Source organism: Dactylococcopsis salina PCC 8305 (genome assembly GCF_000317615.1).
Taxonomy (GTDB): Bacteria; Cyanobacteriota; Cyanobacteriia; order Cyanobacteriales; family Rubidibacteraceae; genus Halothece; species Halothece salina.
The window spans coordinates 2477192-2500451 of sequence record NC_019780.1 but is presented as its reverse complement, the minus strand read 5'-3'; the positions used below and the strand labels follow the sequence as shown (position 1 = coordinate 2500451).

26 protein-coding genes and 1 pseudogene are annotated in these 23260 nt (G+C 41.2%); 17 read left to right on the top strand and 10 right to left on the bottom strand.

Annotated elements, in window-relative coordinates; genetic code table 11:
- Positions 1–551 precede the first annotated feature (551 nt).
- Positions 552–1856 (bottom strand): proton extrusion protein PcxA, encoded by a 1305-nt coding sequence (locus tag DACSA_RS12240; RefSeq protein ID WP_015230048.1) that lies wholly within the window; start codon positions 1854–1856, stop codon positions 552–554.
- A gap of 115 nt (positions 1857–1971) precedes the next feature.
- On the opposite strand from DACSA_RS12240, the gene DACSA_RS12235 reads away from it, so the two are divergent.
- From DACSA_RS12235 to DACSA_RS12185, 12 genes and pseudogenes are all read left to right on the top strand, one after another.
- Positions 1972–4023, top strand: a complete 2052-nt coding sequence (locus DACSA_RS12235) for a PD-(D/E)XK nuclease family protein (RefSeq protein ID WP_015230047.1) — start codon at positions 1972–1974, stop codon at positions 4021–4023.
- Positions 4024–4053: 30 nt separating this feature from the next.
- Entirely contained in the window at positions 4054–5169 is a 1116-nt protein-coding gene (locus DACSA_RS12230; protein WP_015230046.1) for a hemolysin family protein, read from the top strand.
- Positions 5170–5230: 61 nt separating this feature from the next.
- Positions 5231–5668: a PIN domain-containing protein gene (locus DACSA_RS12225; RefSeq protein WP_015230045.1), complete on the top strand. Its 438-nt coding sequence runs from the start codon at positions 5231–5233 to the stop codon at positions 5666–5668.
- Entirely contained in the window at positions 5658–5876 is a 219-nt protein-coding gene (locus tag DACSA_RS12220) for a hypothetical protein (RefSeq protein ID WP_015230044.1), read from the top strand. The genes DACSA_RS12225 and DACSA_RS12220 overlap by 11 nt, the downstream gene beginning before the upstream one ends.
- A gap of 399 nt (positions 5877–6275) precedes the next feature.
- Positions 6276–7190: a bifunctional riboflavin kinase/FAD synthetase gene (locus tag DACSA_RS12215; protein WP_015230043.1), complete on the top strand. Its 915-nt coding sequence runs from the start codon at positions 6276–6278 to the stop codon at positions 7188–7190.
- Positions 7191–7316: 126 nt separating this feature from the next.
- Positions 7317–7691 carry a hypothetical protein gene (locus DACSA_RS12210; protein ID WP_015230042.1) on the top strand — a complete coding sequence of 125 codons (375 nt, stop codon included), beginning with the start codon at positions 7317–7319 and terminating at the stop codon, positions 7689–7691.
- Positions 7692–7783: 92 nt separating this feature from the next.
- The gene (locus tag DACSA_RS12205) at positions 7784–8014 is read left to right on the top strand and encodes a type II toxin-antitoxin system HicB family antitoxin (protein WP_015230041.1); all 231 of its coding nucleotides are present in this window, start codon (positions 7784–7786) and stop codon (positions 8012–8014) included.
- Positions 8014–8233 (top strand): annotated as a pseudogene (locus tag DACSA_RS19205) (type II toxin-antitoxin system HicA family toxin). The gene DACSA_RS12205 and the pseudogene DACSA_RS19205 overlap by 1 nt, the downstream one beginning before the upstream one ends.
- A 25-nt stretch (positions 8234–8258) precedes the next feature.
- Positions 8259–10088 carry an ABC transporter ATP-binding protein gene (locus DACSA_RS12200; protein WP_015230039.1) on the top strand — a complete coding sequence of 610 codons (1830 nt, stop codon included), beginning with the start codon at positions 8259–8261 and terminating at the stop codon, positions 10086–10088.
- Between the two features lie 286 nt (positions 10089–10374).
- Positions 10375–11580 carry a phosphoglycerate kinase gene (locus tag DACSA_RS12195; RefSeq protein ID WP_015230038.1) on the top strand — a complete coding sequence of 402 codons (1206 nt, stop codon included), beginning with the start codon at positions 10375–10377 and terminating at the stop codon, positions 11578–11580.
- Between the two features lie 1275 nt (positions 11581–12855).
- Positions 12856–13491 (top strand): Holliday junction branch migration protein RuvA, encoded by a 636-nt coding sequence (gene ruvA / locus DACSA_RS12190; RefSeq protein WP_015230037.1) that lies wholly within the window; start codon positions 12856–12858, stop codon positions 13489–13491.
- Between the two features lie 141 nt (positions 13492–13632).
- Entirely contained in the window at positions 13633–14208 is a 576-nt protein-coding gene (locus DACSA_RS12185; protein WP_015230036.1) for a CPBP family intramembrane glutamic endopeptidase, read from the top strand.
- A gap of 93 nt (positions 14209–14301) precedes the next feature.
- On the opposite strand, the gene DACSA_RS18325 is transcribed toward DACSA_RS12185, so the two are convergent.
- Positions 14302–15834 carry a peptidylprolyl isomerase gene (locus DACSA_RS18325; protein WP_015230035.1) on the bottom strand — a complete coding sequence of 511 codons (1533 nt, stop codon included), beginning with the start codon at positions 15832–15834 and terminating at the stop codon, positions 14302–14304.
- A gap of 205 nt (positions 15835–16039) precedes the next feature.
- Here DACSA_RS18325 and DACSA_RS12175 point away from each other — a divergent pair, with 205 nt between their 5' ends.
- Positions 16040–16432 (top strand): Rid family detoxifying hydrolase, encoded by a 393-nt coding sequence (locus tag DACSA_RS12175; RefSeq protein ID WP_015230034.1) that lies wholly within the window; start codon positions 16040–16042, stop codon positions 16430–16432.
- A 35-nt stretch (positions 16433–16467) separates the two neighbouring features.
- Here the strand turns inward: DACSA_RS12175 and DACSA_RS20740 are convergent, their stop codons facing one another.
- From DACSA_RS20740 to DACSA_RS12165, 3 genes are all read right to left on the bottom strand, one after another.
- The gene (locus DACSA_RS20740) at positions 16468–16605 is read right to left on the bottom strand and encodes a hypothetical protein (protein ID WP_015229205.1); all 138 of its coding nucleotides are present in this window, start codon (positions 16603–16605) and stop codon (positions 16468–16470) included.
- A gap of 452 nt (positions 16606–17057) precedes the next feature.
- Positions 17058–17873, bottom strand: a complete 816-nt coding sequence (locus DACSA_RS12170) for an ABC transporter ATP-binding protein (RefSeq protein ID WP_015230033.1) — start codon at positions 17871–17873, stop codon at positions 17058–17060.
- Positions 17863–18972 (bottom strand): branched-chain amino acid ABC transporter permease, encoded by a 1110-nt coding sequence (locus DACSA_RS12165; RefSeq protein WP_015230032.1) that lies wholly within the window; start codon positions 18970–18972, stop codon positions 17863–17865. The genes DACSA_RS12170 and DACSA_RS12165 overlap by 11 nt, the downstream gene beginning before the upstream one ends.
- Positions 18973–18989: 17 nt before the next feature.
- On the opposite strand from DACSA_RS12165, the gene DACSA_RS20735 reads away from it, so the two are divergent.
- Genes DACSA_RS20735 through DACSA_RS12160 form a run of 3 tightly spaced genes read left to right on the top strand, consistent with a single transcriptional unit; the run spans position 18990 to position 19506 of the window.
- Positions 18990–19145 carry a hypothetical protein gene (locus tag DACSA_RS20735; protein WP_156800780.1) on the top strand — a complete coding sequence of 52 codons (156 nt, stop codon included), beginning with the start codon at positions 18990–18992 and terminating at the stop codon, positions 19143–19145.
- On the top strand, positions 19142–19309 hold the full coding sequence (locus tag DACSA_RS20730; RefSeq protein WP_156800779.1) for a hypothetical protein: 168 nt from the start codon (positions 19142–19144) through the stop codon (positions 19307–19309). The genes DACSA_RS20735 and DACSA_RS20730 overlap by 4 nt, the downstream gene beginning before the upstream one ends.
- Positions 19309–19506 carry a response regulator gene (locus DACSA_RS12160; RefSeq protein WP_041235475.1) on the top strand — a complete coding sequence of 66 codons (198 nt, stop codon included), beginning with the start codon at positions 19309–19311 and terminating at the stop codon, positions 19504–19506. Before DACSA_RS20730 ends, DACSA_RS12160 begins: the two co-directional genes overlap by 1 nt.
- A 479-nt stretch (positions 19507–19985) precedes the next feature.
- Here DACSA_RS12160 and DACSA_RS20725 read toward each other — a convergent pair whose 3' ends face one another.
- The 5 genes from DACSA_RS20725 to DACSA_RS12145 all read right to left on the bottom strand — a co-directional run bounded on the left by DACSA_RS20725 (position 19986) and on the right by DACSA_RS12145 (position 22806).
- The gene (locus DACSA_RS20725) at positions 19986–20198 is read right to left on the bottom strand and encodes a hypothetical protein (RefSeq protein WP_156800778.1); all 213 of its coding nucleotides are present in this window, start codon (positions 20196–20198) and stop codon (positions 19986–19988) included.
- Positions 20199–20352: 154 nt separating this feature from the next.
- Positions 20353–20562 carry a hypothetical protein gene (locus DACSA_RS12155; RefSeq protein ID WP_041235474.1) on the bottom strand — a complete coding sequence of 70 codons (210 nt, stop codon included), beginning with the start codon at positions 20560–20562 and terminating at the stop codon, positions 20353–20355.
- A gap of 137 nt (positions 20563–20699) precedes the next feature.
- On the bottom strand, positions 20700–20933 hold the full coding sequence (locus DACSA_RS20720; RefSeq protein ID WP_156800777.1) for a hypothetical protein: 234 nt from the start codon (positions 20931–20933) through the stop codon (positions 20700–20702).
- Positions 20934–21551: 618 nt separating this feature from the next.
- Complete coding sequence (murQ, locus tag DACSA_RS12150) at positions 21552–22427, bottom strand: N-acetylmuramic acid 6-phosphate etherase (protein WP_015230031.1); 876 nt, start codon at positions 22425–22427, stop codon at positions 21552–21554.
- Between the two features lie 10 nt (positions 22428–22437).
- The gene (locus tag DACSA_RS12145; protein WP_015230030.1) at positions 22438–22806 is read right to left on the bottom strand and encodes a DUF3110 domain-containing protein; all 369 of its coding nucleotides are present in this window, start codon (positions 22804–22806) and stop codon (positions 22438–22440) included.
- 62 nt (positions 22807–22868) lie between these two features.
- Between DACSA_RS12145 and DACSA_RS12140 the strand changes: the two genes are divergently transcribed.
- Positions 22869–23156 carry a DUF3082 domain-containing protein gene (locus DACSA_RS12140; protein WP_015230029.1) on the top strand — a complete coding sequence of 96 codons (288 nt, stop codon included), beginning with the start codon at positions 22869–22871 and terminating at the stop codon, positions 23154–23156.
- The last annotated feature ends 104 nt before the right edge of the window (positions 23157–23260 follow it).

Genomic DNA, 23260 nt, shown 5'->3' with positions numbered 1-23260 from the left:
ATGCTCGATCGATGCTTGTCAATACGGGGAGGGGGGATATAGAAAACGAATTTTCTAGCTTTCAGGGGCGTTTTCTAAAATTGGCAACACTTCCCATTATATAGAAATACTCTATCAGGAAACTCGATCGAGCGCAACCCCTGAAAAAAAAATTCGCTCTTTTCTGGCTTCTCTCGGTGTGGGGGTTGGGGATGATATTTAATTCAACTGAAATTCTGCCTGCATACCATATTTTTAGATTTTTGCCTACTATTAATGATTTTTTTTGTCGTCAGCTTAATTTAACTTAATGTTCATTTCGACCCCTAACCAGAGAAGAGGAAATCGCAAGCAACCAACGAAACCATAGGAGTTTGATGGGAATAATTTTAAAATTGGCACTACTTCCCATCATGCTACGGTCATTTTATAACGGGACACGCCATTTGGCAAGAGCAGCGTTCTCAAATGGCGAAAAATCGTTAAATGTTAAGAATGATGTAGCAAAAGAATAAATAACAATTAATCGTCAAAAAAAACTTAGAAAAGTAAGTTGGGTGGAGAAAATAGTATTATTCATTCATATTACGATAGGTTGCGACCGCAGAAGGAGAAATCCGATTGAGATAGCGGAAAATCCAATATTTAAATATAGTATCTAGAATTACGGGGAAAGTGGCAATAAACAAGAAATTAAACTCACGGCTTTCTGGAAGTCCAAAATGTCTCCCAATTTCTTCTAAAATGACTTCCCAACCATGAGGAGAATGATAACCTACAAACATATCGGTGGATAAGATAATAATAAATGCTTTTGCCGAATCGCTTAACCCATAAATAAACTCATCAATGAATGATTTAAGAACCGCAATTTCTTTTTTACTGACATAAATGATTACAGCAAAGGCAATCACTGAACAGAGATCAGCAATAATATTTTGAATCGCATTTTTCCCTCGACTCTGATACTCCTCAGCAATTTCTATGGCTTTTTCTTTAACTTTTTCCTCCCTTTCTGCTTCTGACATTTCAGGTCTCATTCCCAAAATTTCTTTGAAGTGTAAGGTTTCTTCAAAGCGTTGTAACTCCATTAATGCTTCTTCTTGAAAATCACGGTTGATAAATAAAACCTGTTCTTCTTCATGGATAAAGTATTTTTCCATGACTGGAGCAATAATAAAGGTTTTTGTGATTTGATGCGTCAAAAGCGGAATGATAATTAACAGGAGTAAAAAGCGGATTGAAATTGCTGTTTTGTCTCTAGAAGTGCGAAACGTTTTAACCACTTCTTCTTCCGCTTCGGAAGATTTAGGATCAATTTCTCGTTTAATTCGGTTTAGTGTTCGCAGCAACGATCGAGGTAAAACGCTGGTTTGACTGGATATATTGCCACTTGCTTCTGCCTCTTCTGATTTTGATTCTAATTTCTCTTCATAAGAAAACTTGACTGGGCGACGAGAGGAATTTTGTGCATCTATTGTTAAGGGCTTTTCGTCTTGAGATGCATTTCTCGGTTTTTGTTTCCGTTTTGAACCTTCATAATGAAAAATGACCTCCTCAATAAAGTTTAATTTTTCAAGAATCACCGCCGCGTTTTTGAAATACTTATTACGGGGAAAATTTTCGGAAGACCATTGCAAGAAGGCTCTACTATTTTTAAACTGTTTTAAGTTGGTTTTGGCAATTTGTAAGTTTTGATTAACTTCTTGTTTGAAGTAAGCAATGACTTGTTCAGAATAAGAGCCATTTTCCTCTTTAACAGGTTTTTGGGCAAAATATTCGTCTTCAATTACTTTAATCATTAAAGTGGCTTGATAGGCTTGCTCTAATAATTTCTCTGGCGGATCGGAAAACCATTGCTTAAAAATACGAAACACTGGTAGCTCCTATATTATGATTGACTCAATAAGAATTAATATTGTTGGCGGAAAAGCAGTTTTTTTCACGGTAAGCTAGAGAGCAGTAGCGATGGGGAAATTTTAACAAATATCAATGGCAACGGAATCAAAAATTTGGATCACGGGTGACGCTCGTAGTGGTAAAACCAGCCATTTAATTGGAAAAATCAAAGCATGGGTAAAACAGGAACAGTCACCGTCTGCGATTATCTTTGCTGCTAATCATACCACTGGTCGCCAATTCACTGAGCAGTTAATGAGATCGATCGAGCCGCAAGTTCCCTTTGTCGTGAAAACGCCACTGGCTTTTATCGAAGATGAAGTCAATCTTTTCTCACCGTTGTGGTTGGAGAAACTTAATTTAACCCCTCACTTTCCCCTCAGACTGCGATCGGAAACGGAACAAAAACTCGCCATGGCGCTATGGCATGATCACTGGTTTCAGGAGATGATTCCTAATCAGAGAATAGAATCTCGATTGGTTCGTACCACTCTTGATATTTTACAATTGGCAGGGGCAAGTGGCACACCGTTAACCGATATTCCCGCGTTACTCTCTTCTCGACTCACTCCCGAAGAAAAAGCGGTGTTTGGTGGCGAAGAAAACGAGGAAGTCTTTACTCTCATTGGAAATTTACTGATGAAATGGCATGATTGGTGTTTAGAGCGAGGATTTCTTACCTATGGTTTGATTTACTACCTCTATGGACAAGTTTTGCTTGGTGATCCACTCTATCAAGAAAAGTTAGAATACCGCTACAATGCCATTTTTGCTGATGATGTGGACAATTATCCTGCGATCGCTGCGGATTTAGCAAGGCTTTTTCTGCAATCTGATCGCACCGCCGTTTTTACCTTTAACCCCAATGGAAAAGTTCGTTTTGGATTAGCGGCTGATCCCGATACTTGGGAAAAACTCGCTTCCTCTTGTTACCCGATCCCTCTTACCCCTTCTCCCCCTTCCTCAGAATCCCCTCCAGAAAGCATCGATCGAGTTTTAGAAGTCGTCGCTGATCCTTCCTCTATCCCTTCTCTTCCCCCTTGTATCCAACATCTAAAAACCATCTCTCGCGCGCAATTATTACGAGAAACCGCAGAAACGATCATCAAAGCGATCGAAGAAGATAAAATCATTCCCGAAGACATTGCGATCATTTTCCCTGGTTTAGATGAAATTGCTCGTTATACTCTAATCAGACTGTTTAGTTCACATTCAATTGCTGTTAATCCTCTTAGCGAACAACGTCCTTTAATCACCTCTTCTCAGGTTCGTGCGTTACTCACTCTTACTTGTTTTGTTTATCCGCAGTTAGGACGGTTACTGGAAACCAATGCTGTCGCAGAAATGTTAGTTGTCTTAACTGAACATAACCCCCATTCCATTGATCCCGCTCGATCGGGTATTTTAGCAGATTACTGTTACCAAGCCGATCCCGATTTTCCCCGTTTACTTGATATTAAAACCTTTTCCCGTTGGGATCGAATTGGCTATCAAGGAACAGTTGCTTATAATCAATTACGTCATTGGATTGAAAAACAAAAAGAAAAAACACCAAATTTAGTCAGCTTTTTTAACCAAGCAATCCAACAATTTTTATGGAAAGGAAACAATCTCTCCGTTGCTGATCTTTCCAGTTTAAGAGAACTAACCGAAACCACTCAACATTATTGGGAAGTACAAAACCGCATCCAAGAAGAAGAAGGAATCAAGATTCCTGATTCTGATTTAATTAGCGAGTTTATTCAACTCCTCAAACAAGGAACAATCACCGCTAACCCGCATCCGCTTCCGAGTTTTGGAGAGTCTTTATCTTCAGGAATCACCCTTTCTAATATATTCCAATATCGCTCACATCGTACCACTCATCGCTGGCAATTTTGGCTTGATGTTGGCTCGCATTTATGGTTAAAACAAGGCGCATCTAATTTGTTTGCATCTTCAGTTTTTCTGCGAGGAGGAAACTTAACATCTGATCCAGAAGTGGAAACAGAAAAGCATCTACAACGAATTTTAAGAGATTTATTATCTCGTAGCAAAGAAAAAGTCTGTTTATGTCATAGTGATTTAAACGTCAATGGAACGGAACAATCTGAGATATTATTATCCTTAGTTCACGGAACGAACCCTTTTTCCACTGAAATTTAATCTAATCAAAGAGAACAAATAGCCGTGTTTATGATTCCTCTCCCTACTCAATTATTTGCTGTGTCTGAACCTCAACCCCTATTAGGAGAAGCATGGCTAGATTTAATTGTCATCACCTTAATGTTTGTTCTATCTGGTGCGTTTTCAGGTTCAGAAACAGCGATTACTGCATTTGATAACTTAAAACTACGGGGTTTAATTCGAGAACAAGGTGATCCCAAAGGAACGTTTCGACTGGTTTTAGAAAATCGAACTCGGTTTATTATTACGCTTCTTTTAGGAAATAATCTGGTTAATAATTTCGCGGCGGTTTTAACCAGTAATTTATTTGCGATTTGGTTTGGGAATGCGGGGTTAGGAATTGCAACCGCAGTCGTCACGGTTTTAGTTTTAATTTTTGCTGAAATTACACCGAAATCTTTAGCAATTAACAATGTTTTGTCAATCTTTAAATTGGTGGTTCGTCCCATTTATTTATTATCGAGACTACTGTCTTTCTTGGGACTGATTTATCTGTTTGAAACGATTACTAAATATACCGTTCAGTTTTTCCAAAGAATTTTGGGACAAGATGATCAGCAAGGCGAATCCTTAACTGATTTACAATTAATGATCGAATTATTGGGAGGGAAAGGAAAACTCGATATTTATAAGCATCAGTTATTACATAAAGCACTGATGTTGGACGAATTACAAGCAAAAGATGTGGTGAAACCTCGCATCGCCATGCGAACGATTTCCCATCAAGCAACGTTACAAGAATTAGTTAATCTTTGCTTAGACACAGGATATTCTCGGATTCCTGTACAAGGAGAATCAAAAGATGAAATTGTGGGAATTGTTCACCTTAAACAAGCCTTACAAAAGTTACATCATTTAAGTCCAGAAATGGCGAGTCAGGTGTTAGTAACCGAAGCAATTACGCCACCAGTTTATATTCCAGAAACGAAGCAGGTGGGAAGTATTTTGAAGGAGATGTTACAGCAACGATTACATATAGCAATTGTTGTGGATGAATATGGGGGAACGGTGGGGTTAGTGACTTTAGAGGATATTCTAGAAGAATTAGTGGGAGAAATTTATGATGAAAGTGATTTTCCTCGTTCTCGTCGTCGCAATCAAGGAAAACAAAAGCATCGATCGTAATCGTTGTTCCCCCGAATATGACTTATGTTCTACCTAAATTGATGAGTGGCAAACTGAGGATATGAAAGTTTACTTAGACACTAGCGCATATAATCGCCCCTATGACGATCAAAGTCAAGCTAAAATATATTTAGAGACTCAAGCTGTCCTCATTGTCCTTAATTTAATAGAAACTCAACAAATCCAATCTATCAATTCATCAGTCTTAGAATATGAAAATTCCAAAAATCCTTTCCCTCTCATTCAAAAAGCCATTAAAAAATATTTAACTCAAACGAGCTTTTTCCAACCTCTTAATGAAAGCATCAGACAAAGAGCAAAACAACTTGAAAATTCAGGGATAAAACCCATAGATGCTCTTCATATTGCCAGTTTTGAAGCCTCAAAAGGCGACTACTTCATCACCTGTGACAAACGATTGCTCAACCGTTGTCAAACTCTAAACATACCAGCGATTAATCCTATTGACCTAATCGAGGAATTAAACCATGAAAGTTAACCTTAACAACGACCAACAAATCATCGAAGAAGCCTTTAACATCTTAATCGAAAACTTAGACTCCTCTAAATTAAGCCGTTTTTGGACAATTTGCAACCTAGGGAGTGGTGAATATTCTCAACTTAAAGAGAAACTGTTTGCAGAAGAAACTGTCGATAGCCTTTATGAAAAAATCTCAGTACAGTATAATCAGGATGATGTTACTTAAATCACTGCATTTTATTTGAGCTTTCCCTGACCTGACTTTATGAATAATAGTGACGCCTATAATTTTAGCCCCCACTGTGACTGGATTGCAATTGCCGTTTCCGAGGGGGTGCAAAATAATTTTTTTGCCATAAAATAAAAATAGTTTTAATCGCTAAAACTCCCTGATAGTGGGCGACCGAGCGGGTCAACCATAGAAGTCGGCATTACAGCGATTTCCAGAGGCGATCGGAATTGCTCTGTACCAAAAGAAAAATCATAGGCGAGAATTAGACATCTCCAGAAATGAAAATCTAGCAACGAACGTCAAATTGCAAAAACTTCAGATTTGCTTTCTATAGCCAAATCAGAAGATTTCAGATAGTATGAAGATTTGAACATCACAAGTGTTGCAACTCCTGTGTGGATTACTTCAACGCCAGAACGAGCTTTAACTCCTACTGCGATCGCCCTAGGCAATTTTGATGGTGTTCATCTTGGACACCAGAATGTCATCAAGCCAGTTTTAAGCCACTCGCTACGATCAACAGTGGTCACGTTTCATCCTCATCCTAGAGAATACTTTAGCGGTGAACCCTGTTCGCTTTTGACTCCTCTTGAAGAAAAAATCAGCCATCTGAAAAAGCTAGGAATACAGCAGTTGGTTTTACTGACGTTTAATCGCGAATTAGCGTCTCTCTCTCCAGAAGCATTTGTGAAAGAGATTTTAATCAATCAACTGCAACCTCGTTACATTAGTGTGGGAGAAGATTTCCGTTTTGGGTACAAGCGACAGGGAAATGCGGAAACTCTCAGGACGATCGGAGAACAGTTTGGGATTAAAGTTAATATCGCTACCCTAGAAACAAATCAGCAACAGCGCATCAGTAGTTCACGGATTCGAGAGGCGATCGTCGCGGGGGAAATTGAACTCGCCAATGAACTGTTAGGACGATGTTACACCCTCAACGGCGCGATCGTTGCAGGAGAAAAAAGAGGACGTACGATCGGGTTTCCCACTGCTAATTTAGAAGTCCCTCGCAATAAACTTGTTCCTCGTTACGGGGTTTATGTGGTAAAAGTCACCAGCACAACTGTTCCCATTCTTGATCCGCATCCTGGGGTGATGAACATTGGAATGCGTCCAACGGTGAACGGGAAACAAGCAACGATCGAGATTCATCTCTTAAACTGGACGGGAAACTTATATCAGCATACTCTAAATGTAGAATTAAAGCAGTTTTTGCGCCCAGAACAAAAATTTAATTCCCTAGACGAACTCAAAAATCAAATTACTCGTGACTGTCAACAAGCGATTACAATTCATAACCAATAAACAAAATCGAATATCAAGGAACATTGTTTACTGACATACCTCTCTCTTCAGACGCATTACAAACGGATTCATAAAACTTAACATTGGTTAGTAGCTACCTAAAGATAATATTAAAATCTACAGAAAATGTTACAACGCTACAGTCACTTCCTATTAGTTGGAATCGCCCTCATCACTGCGACCATTATCGGCTTCAACCTACCCAGTTCCGCAGACGAATCTAATCAAGAATACTTCTTTAAACCTGTTCCTCGCACAAATCTTGTGGTTGTTGAACCGAACTATGGTCATCTCTACCACGATGGGGAAACCGAAGTGGAAGCCACTCGTCATCTCTATGAATCTCTCGGTGAACTTCAAGACAATTACAGCATCCGTCAAACTAGACTGATTGAGTTTGAACGGAAAGGAAAAATGATTCCAAATCTTTATGTTTATGTGGATGCACCCGACGCGAAAGAAGTTCTCGCTAACAAGTCACTCGAAAAATCTTCTACCTAAAAGTTATCGGGAGAGGCATTTTCAAAGATGTTTCTCCTGATTGAGTTTAAGCATAATGGAAGAGGCAGTTAACCTTATTCGTTACATAAACAATGGAACGCATTGCTAACCTTCACATTGAAAAACTTCCCGAAGGAGTTTATCTTGCGACCTCTGAGGATATCCCTGGTTTAGTCGCCCAAGGTCGCACGGTAACAGAAACCATAGAAATTGCTCGTGATGTTGCGAAAAAATTACTAGAAACTCAAGCTGAACGTCAGGATCAAGTTAATCTAGCTAATGTAAGTGATAGTTTTGATTACCCGATGATAGTAGGTATTTAATGGGACGACTTTCAGGCTTTAAATATAGACAGGTCGTCAAAAAATTAAAGGGCTTAGGTTTTAAGTTTGATCGACAAGCTGCAGGAAGCCACGAAATCTGGTATAACCCAAAGACTAATCGCTATACGACAATTCCCCATCATCGATTTACCAGAAGGAACATTAAGAGAGATTCTTAAACAAGCAGTTTGGACTACGGAACAGTTTATCAATTTTTGATGCTACAAATATTAGGTTAAATTTTATGGCTTCCCTACGGGATATCATTAAATACTATCGCTCTTTTTGGGGCGCATCTGTGCTGAGTATCGGCGCAGCGAGTGCATTTGAAATCCTTGATTTAATTGTCCCCTACGCGATCGGGCAAATTTTGAATGTTCTCGCCAATCAACCCCTAGACGCTGGTATTAGGGGATTAACAAATCTATGCGCCCAACTGTTCAATTTAACGCTCAGTTCCACCGTTTCCCTAGTGATTTTGCTAGGGATGATTTTTGTGGTGACAGTGGTTCGATCGCCCCTACAGCCTTGGTTAGCAGAGTGGTTTCACTGGGCGATTCCCTTGCGGGCGCGTCAAGAAAACGCCAAAAGCATCTTCGCCAAAATTCTGTCACTTCCTCTAGAATTTTACGACGAAAACAACCCTGGTCGCATTGCGCGACGAGTCACACGAGGCTTATCTAATCATACTTGGACGTATCCCGAAATTGCTGGTCAACTGATTCCTAAACTGGCGCGAGTATTAGGGATTTTTATCGCCATTGCGTTAATTGAATGGCGGATCGCGATCGTGTTTGCCATTTCCTTTATTGCGATTCTGCTGTATAGCATCAATGATCTGCAAAAAATCGTCAGACGGGAAGCGCGGCTAGAAAGCTACATGGAAAATACAGATAGTCGCACCTCTGAAATTATTACCAACATCAAAACCGTTAAAGCCTTCGCGACAGAAGGCCAGGAAATGGAACGTCAACGCCAACGTCTCCAGCGAGAATTACAAGTCGTGCTGTATCGGATTCACAGAAGTTATGTTCGTCTTAGCACAAAACAGCGAACCGTTGTCCAAAGTAGTTTATTCGCGGTATTAGTGCTGACTTTAATTCCTACCATGCGCGGGGATATTTCCCTCGGACATTTTATTACCACGTTTACCGTTGCGAGTATGGCGTATTCGGAACTTGATCCGATTAGTAATCTCGCGGAAATGTTCGCGCGGCGCTATGTTTCCATGTTACGCTTCCATGAGTTCGCACAGATGCCTTCTAGTGTAGAAGCTGCCAGTTTAGACTTAGAACTCCCTCAAGATAATCCCTACAAATTTACAGGAAAATTGGCGCTTAATCATGTGAGTTTTGGTTATGATCCGCAACGCCCCGTTTTGCAAGATATTAACCTACAAATTGAACCCTATCAAACGGTTGCCTTAGTCGGGCGATCGGGATCAGGGAAAAGTACAATGGCAAAACTCCTATTCCGCTACTTTGAACCTAATCAAGGAAGCATTACGATCGATGGCACTGACTTACGGGAATTAGATGTGGCGAGATATCGCCGTCGGCTGGCGATCGTGCATCAAGAAGTTGACATTTTTAACGGAACGTTACTGGATAACTTAACCTATGGCAATCCCCAAGCCAGTTTTTCCCAAGTAGAAGCAGCGTGCAAAACTGCTCGTGTGGATGAGTTTTTGCCAGAATTACCCCATGGCTATTTTACAGTCGTCGGAGAGCGAGGGGTGCGTCTTTCTGGAGGTCAACGTCAACGGTTAGGAATTGCAAGGGCGTTAGTGGTTGATCCTGATGTTCTGGTGTTTGATGAAGCCACCTCCAGTTTAGATTATGAGTCCGAACGATCGATTCAGATGGCGATGCGATCGTTGCTAGGAACTCGCACCTTAATTATTATTGCTCATCGCTTAAGTACAGTACGCGAAGCCGATCAAATTGTGGTTTTAGATCAAGGCAAAATTCGAGAAATTGGCACTCATCAAGAACTTCTTTCTGGAGGAGGATTATATCGCTGGTTAAACGAACTACAAGCCGATGGGGAATTAATGCGCGATCAACTCGCCTAGTGTTTTGTAAAAGGACAAAGAACGAAGTACAACCATGTAGGTTGGGTGTAGCGAAGCGAAACCCAACACTAATTAAATTATAAGGAACTACCTGAAGCTGGTTCTACGCTTCCATGATCTACTTAATTTGTCAAGAGTGAATTTCTAGATTTATTCATTTCTTTCGAGAGTTGACCCAGTTTTGATGTCGGGTAGATCAGTGACTGGATTAAGGTAAAATCAGCAAGGGAGTAACTATAAAACCCGCTCCCAGATAAGAAATCCCAATAATAGGAGGAAATTAATCGTGGCAAAAAAAACGATCGCCAGCCTCAGCGAAACTGACGTTAGTGGTAAACGAGTCTTAGTCCGTGCTGATTTTAACGTCCCGATGAACCCTCAAGGAGAAATTACGGACGATACCCGTATTCGGGCTGCCCTCCCTACCATCAAAGACTTAATCCAAAAAAATGCAAAAGTCATTCTTTGTAGCCACATGGGTCGTCCCAAAGGGGAAGTCAAAGAAAAATTACGTTTGACTCCAGTTGCTGAACGTTTATCCCAGCTTCTCGAACAGGAAGTGGTGAAATGTGATGACTGTATTGGTGACGCAGTTAAACAAAAAATTGATGGCTTACAAAACAGTCAGGTTGCATTATTAGAAAACCTCCGTTTCCATTCTGAAGAAGAAGCCAATGATCCAGAATTTAGTAAACAACTCGCTGCCAATGCTGATGTTTACGTTAACGATGCGTTTGGAACGGCTCACCGCGCTCATGCTTCCACCGAAGGGGTAACAAAACATCTCAGCCCTTGTGTTGGTGGCTATCTCATCGAAAAAGAGCTAGATTACCTCAAAAAAGCCGTTGAAAACCCCCAACGTCCCTTTGCCGCAATTATTGGCGGTTCTAAAGTCTCCAGTAAAATTGGTGTTATTGAAACGTTAATTGAAAAGTGCGATAAGTTGATCATCGGTGGTGGGATGATCTTCACCTTCTTTAAAGCACGAGGAATGAGTGTTGGTAACTCTTTAGTGGAAAACGATAAACTCGATTTAGCAAAGTCTTTAGAAGCAAAAGCAAAAGAAAAAGGGGTAGAAATTATCTTTCCCACTGACGTTATTATTGCTGATAATTTTGCCGAAGATGCAAACACTCAAACCGTTACCGTTGAGAACATCCCGAATAGTTGGATGGGATTAGATATTGGTCCGAAAAGTGTGGAAGCCTTTAAAGAAGCCCTTTCCGACTGTAAAGGTGTGATTTGGAATGGTCCGATGGGTGTTTTTGAAATGGAAGCATTCGCCAAAGGAACAGAAGCCATTGCTCGCACTTTAGCAGAATTGACGGATAATGGCGCAACCACAATTATTGGTGGTGGTGATTCCGTTTCGGCGGTGGAAAAAGTCGGTGTTGCTGATAAAATGAGCCATATTTCCACAGGTGGTGGAGCAAGTCTGGAACTTTTAGAAGGAAAAGAATTGCCTGGTATTGTTGCGCTGAATGATGTTTAAAGTCGTTTAATTTCGATCGATTTATCCCCCCTAACCCCCCTTTGAAAGGCAGGGCTGTTTCATTCTTTTAAAATTAAGGGAGGTAGGGAGATGGGGGAGACAAGGGAGACAAGGGAGATGGGGGAGATTTCAGGACTCTTTTTTCTTATGAAAAAGCCAAAAAGTAGGAAAAACGTCTCGATCGAACGTACCGTAAGAGGTTCAGGCGATCGATGCTTCGCATCGGTGCGCGGAGCGCAATCGCTGCCAATTTTGACCCCGAGAATGAAACAGCCCTGCCTTTGAAAGGGGGGAAATAGTAGATAATTAGTAGGTTGGGTGGAGAGTAACGTAACCCAACATAATATCAATTGTATTTTTCGCCCCCTAACCCCCAAGTTTGGGGGAATTAACTCGGTGTCGGTTGGGTGGAGAGTAGCGTCACCCAACATAATATTAATTGTATTTTTCGCCCCCTAACCCCCAAGTTTGGGGGAATTAACTCGGTGTCGGTTGGGTGGAGAGTAGCGTCACCCAACATAATATTAATTGTATTTTTCGCCCCCTAACCCCCAAGTTTGGGGGAATTAACTCGGTGTCGGTTGGGTGGAGAGTAACGTAATCCAACATAATATTAATTGTATTTTTCGCCCCCTAACCCCCAAGTTTGGGGGAATTAACTCGGTGTCGGTTGGGTGGAGAGTAACGTAATCCAACATAATATTAATTGTATTTTTCGCCCCCTAACCCCCAAGTTTGGGGGAATTAACTCGGTGTCGGTTGGGTGGAGAGTAACGTAATCCAACATAATATTAATTGTATTTTTCGCCCCCTAACCCCCAAGTTTGGGGGAATTAACTCGGTGTCGGTTGGGTAGAGAGTAGCGTCACCCAACATAATATTAATTGTATTTTTCGCCCCCTAACCCCCAAGTTTGGGGGAATTAACTCGGTGTCGGTTGGGTAGAGAGTAGCGTCACCCAACATAATATCAATTGTATTTTTCGCCCCCTAACCCCCAAGTTTGGGGGAATTAACTCGGTGTCGGTTGGGTGGAGAGTAACGTAATCCAACATAATATTAATTGTATTTTTCGCCCCCTAACCCCCAAGTTTGGGGGAATTAACTCGGTGTCGGTTGGGTGGAGAGTAACGTAATCCAACATAATATTAATTGTATTTTTCGCCCCCTAACCCCCAAGTTTGGGGGAATTAACTCGGTGTCGGTTGGGTGGAGAGTAACGTAATCCAACATCAATAATGTAGAGATGTTCTATAAAACGTCTCTTGGTAAAAGAATGATCAATTATTTACGAGGTAATGTCGTTAGATTAATTAAAAATACTGGAAACCGCGTCACTTTGATTTTAGAAGTGAATCAAATTGGATATGAAATTCAAATTCCCTCGCGTTTGGGAAGACAGTGGGAAGAAGACAACACCGAGTCAGCGCAAGTGTTTACTGATCAACAAATTCGGGATGATGCGATCGTGTTATATGGCTTTGAAAGCGCAGCGGAAAGGGATTTATTTCGGAAATTAATCGCAGTGAATGGCGTGGGTAGTCAAATGGCGATCGCGCTCATTGATACTTTAGGATTAAGGGAGTTAGTAGAAGGCATTGTCAACGAAAATACCCAGTTACTGTCTAAAACTCCTGGGGTAGGAAAAAAAACCGCCGAGCGTATTGCCTTAGAATTAAAAACAAAACTCGCTCAATGGCGCACAGAAGCAGGTTTAGTCAGTCAAGGAGACGAAAGCATTGTGCCGAAAGCAGAAATCCGCGAAGATATAGAGATGACATTGTTGGCGTTAGGTTACTCGGAAACAGAAATACAACAAGCGCTTTCTGTGATCAGTCAAGATTCCTTACTGGCGAAAAATCCTAACCCAGAAGAGTGGATTCGGAGCGCGATCGCGTGGCTAAGTCAATAATTCATATGAAAGCCAAGTCTTATGGATTGGGCTCCCATCTCCCCCATCTCCCCGTGCTGATCGCAAGTCGATCGTCTAACACTATGGGATTCAAGGGACAATATACAATTATTGCACAGGCGCGATAATAATAAATAACCAATGACAAACAACTTTGAATTTGAACCCTTGACTCGTCCGCAAGTCCTTACTGTAATGGGAGTGACAGCGATTTTATTGTTAATTGTGGCGAAAGCATGGCAGTATTTAGGATCAGTGTCTTTGTTTCCCATCGCCTTTAGTTTAGAAGCAATTTTAATCGGTTTGGGAATAGCAGGATTAATCATTTTAACCAGCAGTGGCATTTACAAAATTTGGCCCGCTTATCAACGCAGCGCACAGTATTATTTAGAATTAGTTTTAAAGCCATTAGCGATTCCTGATACAGTTTGGTTAGGACTTTTGCCAGGGTTAAGCGAAGAACTTTTGTTTCGTGGCGTAATGATTCCAGCATTGGGTTCGGGAATGGTTGCTGTCATTGTATCGAGTTTATTATTCGGGGTGCTTCATCTCGGTGGGATTCAACAATGGCCCTATGGTTTATGGGCGACAGCAGTGGGGATAATTTTAGGAACAATGATGATTATCACTGGTAATTTATTGATTCCCATTGTCGCCCACATTATTACGAATTTTGTTTCCAGTTTGATTTGGAAACTAGAAAATAAATCAAAATAAAAGTAGGCCCTTGTGGAGTTTACGAAACCCAACACCAATTAGTGGAGTAGTGGAGTAGGGTGGGCACTGCCCACCCTTAAGCATCGGTATCAATTAGACCGTAAAATCAAAATCAGCTTCGGTCAAAGTATCAGCTTGGATACCTGCGAGACGAACTAAAGCATTGTCTAAACCAACCAGCGTATCCTCTCCATTAGCAGTAGGCGTAATCCTCAGACTATCAAAATCCACATCAGAGAAATCATCACTAAAAGCAATTTGATCCTCCCCACGACTAAAATCATTAATTGTGTCGAGGGATTGGGGAGCATTAGGAGAATTAATCACGAAGGTATCATTTCCCGCACCACCAAACAAAATATTACCACCACCTGATGTTAAAAATAGAGTATCGTTTCCCTCTCCACCAAATGCTCGATCGTTGCGACTAACCGCTAAAACATCATCACCGATACCACCATACAGCCGATTATTCCCTGTACTGATCGATGCGTCTAAAATATCATTTCCCTCTCCACCAAAAGCGCGATCATTACCACCAAGAATTAACTGATCATTCTCAGTTCCGCCATAAAAGCGATCGGAACTTGTCGGGGAACTACTGTTATTAATTGTATCTTCTCCAGCGCCAACAAAAATTAAGTTCTGACTTTCTGCATCAGTGACTTCTACAGTGTCATTTTCTGTAGAAGAACCAAACAATAATTCGGGTTGGGGTTGTGGAGAAAGGCTTTCTTCTACTGTAACTGAAAAGCTATCTTCTACCGTTTCTCCCACTAAATTCGTTGCTTGTACCGTAATTTCTGCTTCACCCGTTTGATCAGGAAGATAATTGAGGATTAATTCTCCTTCTTCAATCGCCGCTTCTACCAACTCAGGATTAGAATTATTAGTAACTGTAAACTCTAATTCCTCTTGTTGGGAAATCGTAATACTTTCATAACGAACAAAATCATCTATTGTTAGTTGTGGCGGATTATCTGGGTTTTCAATATTGATGGGAACTGTATTAAATGCACCGCCTAACTGTTCACTCAAATTGAAGGGGGGAAGTTCAGCAATTGTGTTAACGGTTTCTGCATCTTGATCCGATAAAAGTTCTCCAAAAGCAGTAAACCCGCCATTTTGATTATCAAGATTTTCTGAATTATCTCCCAGATTAAAAAACCATTGACTGGTAGCGCTATCAGGATCATTTCCTAACTTCGCCATCGCAATTGTTCCTTCCAGATTCGATCGATCACTGCTAAACTCATTCTGAACTGGATCATCAGTGGGAACTGCAAGAATGCTCGGAGATTCATCAATAAAAAATCCTCCTCCTTGAATCACAAAATCGGCAACCGATCGATGAATAATTGAGTTAACATAATCTCCATCTTCAACATAATTAGTAAAGTTTTCGATCGTCAAAGGAGCGCCTTCATCCGCTTGATCAAATAAGACAACTTCCGTCACCCCTTCATTAGGAAAAGTATTCTCTGGATTAAATAACTCAAAACGAGCCACTAATCCTGTAGTAAATGGATCATCAAAATGATCAAATAAATTCAGGCTTGTTGTGTCGGTATTAATAACAACTTCTTGGTCTGGAATTGAATTAGTCAGAATGGGAATGGCAACCACGAAAAACCTCTCTTAGAAATTCTCTTCTTAGTTTCCCGTTTCAATACTTAGAAGTCAACCATACCAGACAAGCTCTATACGGTTGGTAGTTTTCTTCTGGGAAGACCATTGACAAATTGTTTACTCTTGCTATAGCTTACTCCTTAAAGATTTCCGCTAATTTTGGGAATTATAGACCTTTATTAATAACGAATAACCATCAAAAATGACCAATAAACGTATTATTAAAACCGAACAAGCTGCCGCTCCTGTCGGCCCCTACAATCAAGCGATCGCAGCAACTGGAGAATTAATTTTTGTCTCTGGACAAGTCGCTCTCGATGCAAAAACTGGCTCTCTCATCGGAGACGGAGATATTGTTGCCCAAACCCAACAAGTCATGGCGAATATCAAAGCAATTTTAAGCGAAGCTGACTTAGGCTGGGAAAATGTGGTGAAGACAACGATTTATCTCACCGATTTAAGCAATTTCAGTACAGTTAACGAAGTTTATGGTTCTTATTTCGACCCAGAAACCGCTCCCGCAAGAGCCTGTATTGAAGTTTCTGGTTTACCGAAAGGAGCGTTAGTGGAAGTGGAATGCCTAGCCGTTCAGTGACCAGTGACCAGTGACCAGTGACCAGTGACCAGTCATTAAGAAACGAGTAGAGAGAAAAGAGAAAAATAGGCATTTAAACTCACTTCTAAATTCTCTCTTCTCACTTCTTGATTCCCAGTGACCAGTGACCAGTCATTAAGAAACGAGTAGAGAGAAAAGAGAAAAATAGGCATTTAAACTCACTTCTAAATTCTCTCTTCTCACTTCTTGATTCCCAGTGACCAGTGACCAGTGATGAGTAACAAACAACAAATAACTTTGTCAAATTGTATTAGCACAACCAATATAATCCCTCAAACTGATTAGATTTTTATATCAAACCGCGCACTTTATGTTTCTTAACCATTTTCCGAAAGGAAAAAATATTGACGAGATTGCGCCTTTTCAGGTATGATAGCAAAAATGATAATCCCACGGGATGGTCTGTCTTTTTCTCAAAATACACCCCTCGAACTCTCATTGCTTCGTTGGCTTCGCTTCAATCTTGTCAAGTTTTTGGGAAAGAGTTTAAACCAATTTTTCGAGGTGAATTATAAAGTTTGTAACGAAGGGTTGACAAATAATCAATTAAATGCTGTCGGTGGTTTCCGCGATCGATGCTTCCAACATAGCACATCTTAATCAATCACTGTCCCAAATAGGCTTCTAAAACTTGGGAATTTCCTTGAATCTCTTGGGGAGTGCCATGAGCGAGATTTGTGCCTTCTGCGAGAACGCAAATTGTTTGACAGAGAGACATAATAACGTCCATGTTGTGTTCGATAATCAGGAACGTAATTCCCTCTTGATTCCAGCGTAAAACGTGGTCACTAATCTGATTAATCAGAGTGGGATTCACGCCAGCGGCGGGTTCATCGAGGAGAATCAATTTTGGGTTCGTCATCATCGCTCGTGCCAACTCAAGGAGTTTCCGTTGTCCTCCCGAAAGCGCTCCCGCGTATTCATAGGCTTTAGCGGCTAGTCCCACCGACTCCAAAAGAGACAGCGCTCTCTCTCGCTGTTTTTTCTCCTCTCGTCGCACTCGTTTCGGTTTGAGCAATACTTGGAACAAATTTTCCCCCGTTTGCTGTTGCGCTCCCAAAAGCATATTCTCCAAAACCGAGAGACGGGAAAGGACTCGTGCCACTTGAAAGGTGCGAATCAATCCTCGTCGGGAGATTTGGTGAGCGCGTAACTGTTGAATCGGTTGACCATCAAACCAAACCTCTCCTGAGTCGGGAACAATGAAATTGGACAGAAGATTAAAGAGAGTGGTTTTTCCCGCACCATTAGGACCGATTAATCCCGTGATGCTTCCAGCTTTCACCTCTAGGGAGACTTGATTCACCGCTTGAATTCCACCAAAACTTTTACTTAAGCCTTGAGCGGAAAGGAGCGTGAGATTAGCGGTTTCTTCTGTCACCGTTGCGCCTTTTTGTAAAGAATGAGAATTATCGACCAAGAGTAAGTTCCTCCTTTTTGCCTAGAATACCTTGAGGACGAGATACCATCAGTATCATTAGGATCAAACCAATTACTAAAATCCGAAATGCTCCTAAACGCGCATCATCAATCCAGTTTAATTGGGGGAGAACAAAGCGAGTTAAAGAGTCATAAGTCCAGAAAATGACCGTGCCAAGTAAAACACCAGCATTATTTCCAGCACCGCCGAGGACAACAATTGTCCAAGCATAGAAGCTAATCAGAGGTTGGAAGTTACTCGGATAAATTGTGGTTAACTGCCAGGCATAAAAAGCGCCAGCAATTCCCGCAATTGCCCCACCGAGCATGAATGCTTGTAGTTTATACCAGAATACATCTTTTCCCAAAGCTCTGGGGACTTGTTCATCTTCTCGAATGGCTTTTAAAACTCTGCCCCAGGGCGATCGAGCGAGACTTTCCACAATGGCATAGAAAACCGTCAAGACAATTAAAATCAGTAACATCAACCCTGACTTATAATCGTAATCAATCAAAGCGATTACACCATTCAGGTAAACCACCCCTCCTAAAAGTACCGCCAAGACTCCCCAGAAACCTAGATCGAGCGGAAACCGAGTAATCCCTCGCTGCTGTTTTCGGTGTTCAAACTCCGATTGCAGCCCTTGTCGCAATTGCCACACTGCAAACAGAGCGATCGCACTCAAAATAAAAATCATTGTTCCTTTGCTCAACCAATTGGGGTTAAACTCACCGAGAGGGAGTGGATACCGTTGAACACCATAAGCACCTCTAGTGAGCCATTCTTCATTGAGCGCAATCATACGGAGTAACTCCGAGACACCGATCGTCACGATCGCGAGATAATCTTCTCGTAGTCGTAGGGTAGAAAGTCCCACCAGTAAACCGAGTAACATCGCTAACACTGAACCGGCGATCGTTGCCAAAATCAGAGGGACTCCCTGCATACTGAGTAAAATTGTTGTATATGCTCCGACGGTCATAAAGGCAACATGACCAAAATTAATCAATCCCGTGTAACCCCACTGGATGTTCAAACCGAGAGCAAATATGGCAAAAATTCCTGTGGATATAGTGAGGAAGACAAAATAACTTACCATTGATTTGTGTAGGTGCTGTGAGTCATCTTTTAGATTTTATCGGAAATGTTTATTTTACATATCAAATTTTTCCCGATACTCCCACTGATTTGAAGGGAAATATCAATCGGTTACGACACTCGATCAAAACTGGTATCAAAAACAGTCTGAGTTTACAGAGAAAAGACTCTTGATTTATTGTCAAGATGCAACCAACTGCGCCATTATTACTCAATATGCCACAAGTTGGGGAATGAAAGTTTATGAAACCGATCGTTTAAATCAGGTGCAAAAATGGCAAGGGGAAGGAATTGATTTTGATTTAGCAGTGGTCGATCGAAAAATTGAAACTCCATAATGGACGGTTTAGAAGCAACTCCAAAAATTCGTCAACAGTTTAAAGCAGCGCGTCAATCTTATATCATTGCGATGACAGCAAATGTCATGCCAGGCGATCGAGAAAGTTGTCTCGAAGCGGGAATGAATGACTATCTAACTAAACCCTTAAAATTACAAAAAATTCAAGATGCCATTACTTCAGTTATTACTAATTGAATGGTTGGGTTACGTTATCTCTCCACCCAACCTACTTTTTCTCTGGTTAGGGGTCGAAATGAACATTAAGTTAGATTAAGCTGACGACAAAAAAATCATTAACCGTAGGCAAAACTCTGAAAATATGGTATGCAAGCAGAGTTCAAGGTTGAATAAAGCATCATTTCCATTCCACAATACCTTTTTTGCCAATACCAAATAACAAATAACAAATAACCAATCAAGAGAAGCCAGAAAAGGGCGAAATTTTTTTTCAAGGGTTGCGCTCGATCGAGTTTCCTGATAAAGTATTTCTATATAATGGGAAGTGTTGCCAATTTTAAAAAACGCCCCTGAAAGCAAGAAAACTCGTTCCTGATATCCCCCCTCCCCGTATTGACAAGCCTCGATCGAGCATCAGAATTTAAGGAAATCCTGAAGACTTACCATAAGTGAAAACAGTGGGCAAAATCTAGAAAATATGGTATGCAAATGAATCCTCATGTTGAATAAAGCATCATTCCCATTCCACGATACCTTTTTCGCCAACACCAAATAACAAATAACAAATACCAAATAACAAATAACCAATCAAGAGAAGCCAGAAAAGGGCGAAATTTTTTTTCAAGGGTTGCGCTCGATCGAGTTTCCTGATAAAGTATTTCTATATAATGGGAAGTGTTGCCAATTTTAGAAAACGCCCCTGAAAGCAAGAAAACTCGTTCCTGATATCCCCCCTCCCCGTATTGACAAGCCTCGATCGAGCATCAGAATTTAAGGAAATCCTGAAGACTTACCATAAGTGAAAACAGTGGGCAAAATCTAGAAAATATGGTATGCAAATGAATCCTCATGTTGAATAAAGCATCATTCCCATTCCACGATACCTTTTTCGCCAACACCAAATAACAAATAACAAATACCAAATAACAAATAACAAATAACAAATAACCAATCAAGAGAAGCCAGAAAAGGGCGAAATTTTTTTTCAAGGGTTGCGCTCGATCGAGTTTCCTGATAAAGTATTTCTATATAATGGGAAGTGTTGCCAATTTTAGAAAACGCCCCTGAAAGCAAGAAAACTCGTTCCTGATATCCCCCCTCCCCGTATTGACAAGCCTCGATCGAGCATCAGAATTTAAGGAAATCCTGAAGACTTACCATAAGTGAAAACAGTGGGCAAAATCTAGAAAATATGGTATGCAAATGAATCCTCATGTTGAATAAAGCATCATTCCCATTCCACGATACCTTTTTCGCCAACACCAAATAACAAATAACAAATAACAAATAACAAATAACAAATAACAAATACCAAATAACCAATCAAGAGAAGCCAGAAAAGGGCGAAATTTTTTTTCAAGGGTTGCGCTCGATCGAGTCTTCTGATAAAGTATTTCTAGATAATGGGAAGTGTTGCCAATTTTAAAACACGCCCCTGAAAGCAAGAAAACTCGTTCCTAATATCCCCCCTCCCCGTATTGACAAGCCTCGATCGAGCATCAGAATTTAAGGAAATCCTGAAGACTTACCATAAGTGAAAACAGTGGGCAAAATCTAGAAAATATGGTATGCAAATGAATCCTCATGTTGAATAAAGCATCATTCCCATTCCACGATACCTTTTTCGCCAACACCAAATAACAAATAACAAATAACAAATAACAAATAACAAATACCAAATAACCAATCAAGTAGTAGGGTGGGCAAGGCAAACCCTACAAGATGTAATATCTACTTTTTAAATTGGTTTGAACTCTCCACGGATTAAAATCGCGTGGATTCCAATCGAAACAACTCAATGGATTAAAATCACAAATCGAGTGTTAGAAAGGAGTCTCCCGAAGGAGTGCGCCCGTTCAATATGCCCTAAAGACCTTGGCTAAACAAAAGTCTAGCTGTATCTCTACTTTTTTTAATAAGCCTGACGGGTTTTTCACCATCTTTGGGCTTGCTCTATTCTAGCAGACACAGAGGACTAAAGTCCTCCCTTGTCATTCATCCATCCGTTTGAAACGGATGGATGAATGACTGAATCGCTGTAAATTTAAGGGGAGTTAGGGGGATCATTCTGATTGATCATTAATCACCGCTTCTGCTTCTGTGGCGCTTAATCCTTTCCATTGCATCAGTAGTGCCACTTTGACCCGATTGCCGCTTTTTTCCAGCAAAATCGAGGCTTCTTCACGGGAGAGGGGAGTTAAGTCTTGAAGAATGCGAAGGGCGCGATCGCGCAATTTTTGATTAGTTACAGCAACATCTATCATCCGATTCCCATACACCTTCCCCAACTTCACCATCACCCCCGTTGACAAGATATTCAACGCCATTTTCGTCGCCGTTCCCGCTTTCAAACGAGTTGAACCAGCCAACACTTCTGCACCCACCAACAGCCGAATCTCCACATCGACATTCACACTGACTTCCTTTTCCGAGACACAAGCGAGAAAAATGGTTTTCGCAGCTTGATTTTGCGCCGCCTCTAAAGCCCCGTGAACATAAGGAGTTGTGCCACCAGCAGTAATCCCACAAACAACATCCTTGTGATTAACTCCCCGTTCCGCGATCGCCCTCGCGCCATCTTCTCGACGATCTTCCAACCCTTCCGAACTTTCTACTAATGCTCTTTCTCCCCCTGCTATAATCCCCTGTACCAAACTCGGCGGCGTGCAGAAGGTGGGAGGACATTCCGCCGCATCTAACACTCCTAAACGCCCACTGGTACCCGCACCAACATAAAATAATCGTCCTCCCTGTTTCAGGGCTACGCTAGTAAGATCAATGGCGGCTGCGATTTGTTCACGGGCATTATTGATCGCTTGAAGAGTGTTAGCATCCTCCCGATTAAACAGTTCAACAATTTCTAGGCTAGATAATTGGTCTAGATTCAGACTATTGGGATTATTTTGTTCTGTGAGGAGATGACCGCGAGAGGAAACCATAGTTTAGAGATTAAAGTAAATTTTCCAAGCGACGACGAACATCGTCTAAATTATCAGTGGTTGAAGGTTGAGGAGAATTAGTTTTCTCTTCTAGCGTCCAATCCGTTTGTTCGACCGTACTTTCAGGAGGAGTAATTAATTCTCCTTGGGGAATTTGTCGCGCTTCATAACCCGCTTCTGCACAGAAGGCTTCAATTTCCTCAGCATCCAATTCTTCTACAGCAGGTGTTGGGAAGTCTTGCGCTTCTAACATTAAAGCGAAACGAGTGGCATCATCTTCTGATTCAAACATCAAAACAATATCTCGATCGCCCATTTTCAGAGAGTGAATGCCTTGGTTTTCGCTTCCCGTATTGAATAATATTACATAGACACGCATAATGCGAATTATATCCCTCGAATTCAGTTTTTATCACTTTGTAATCAATTTTGGCATAGTTTATGACCTCACACGCCACAACCCTTAGAAATGCTTTACTCGGATCAGTGATTGCAGGAGGCTTGAGTTTTCCCCTCTACCGACTCACGATCGCCATTATTGCTCGTTATGCCGAACAACCGCTTCCCGATACCAATCAAACCGCAGCCACGATCGCGGTAGCAGTGCGAACCTTAGTGATGGGAATGGGGGTTTTAGCAACTGCCATATTTATTTTAGTGGCTGTGGGATTATTTTTATTGGCGGTACAAACAGGAATCCAGTGGTTACAAGATCAGCAACAGAGTTAAGCTGGAGTTACGGAATTGCCCCCTCAATCCCCCAATTCTGGGGGACTTTATTAGTTAATTCCCCCCAAATTTGGGGGGTTAGGGGGGCGAAACTCATTCAAATT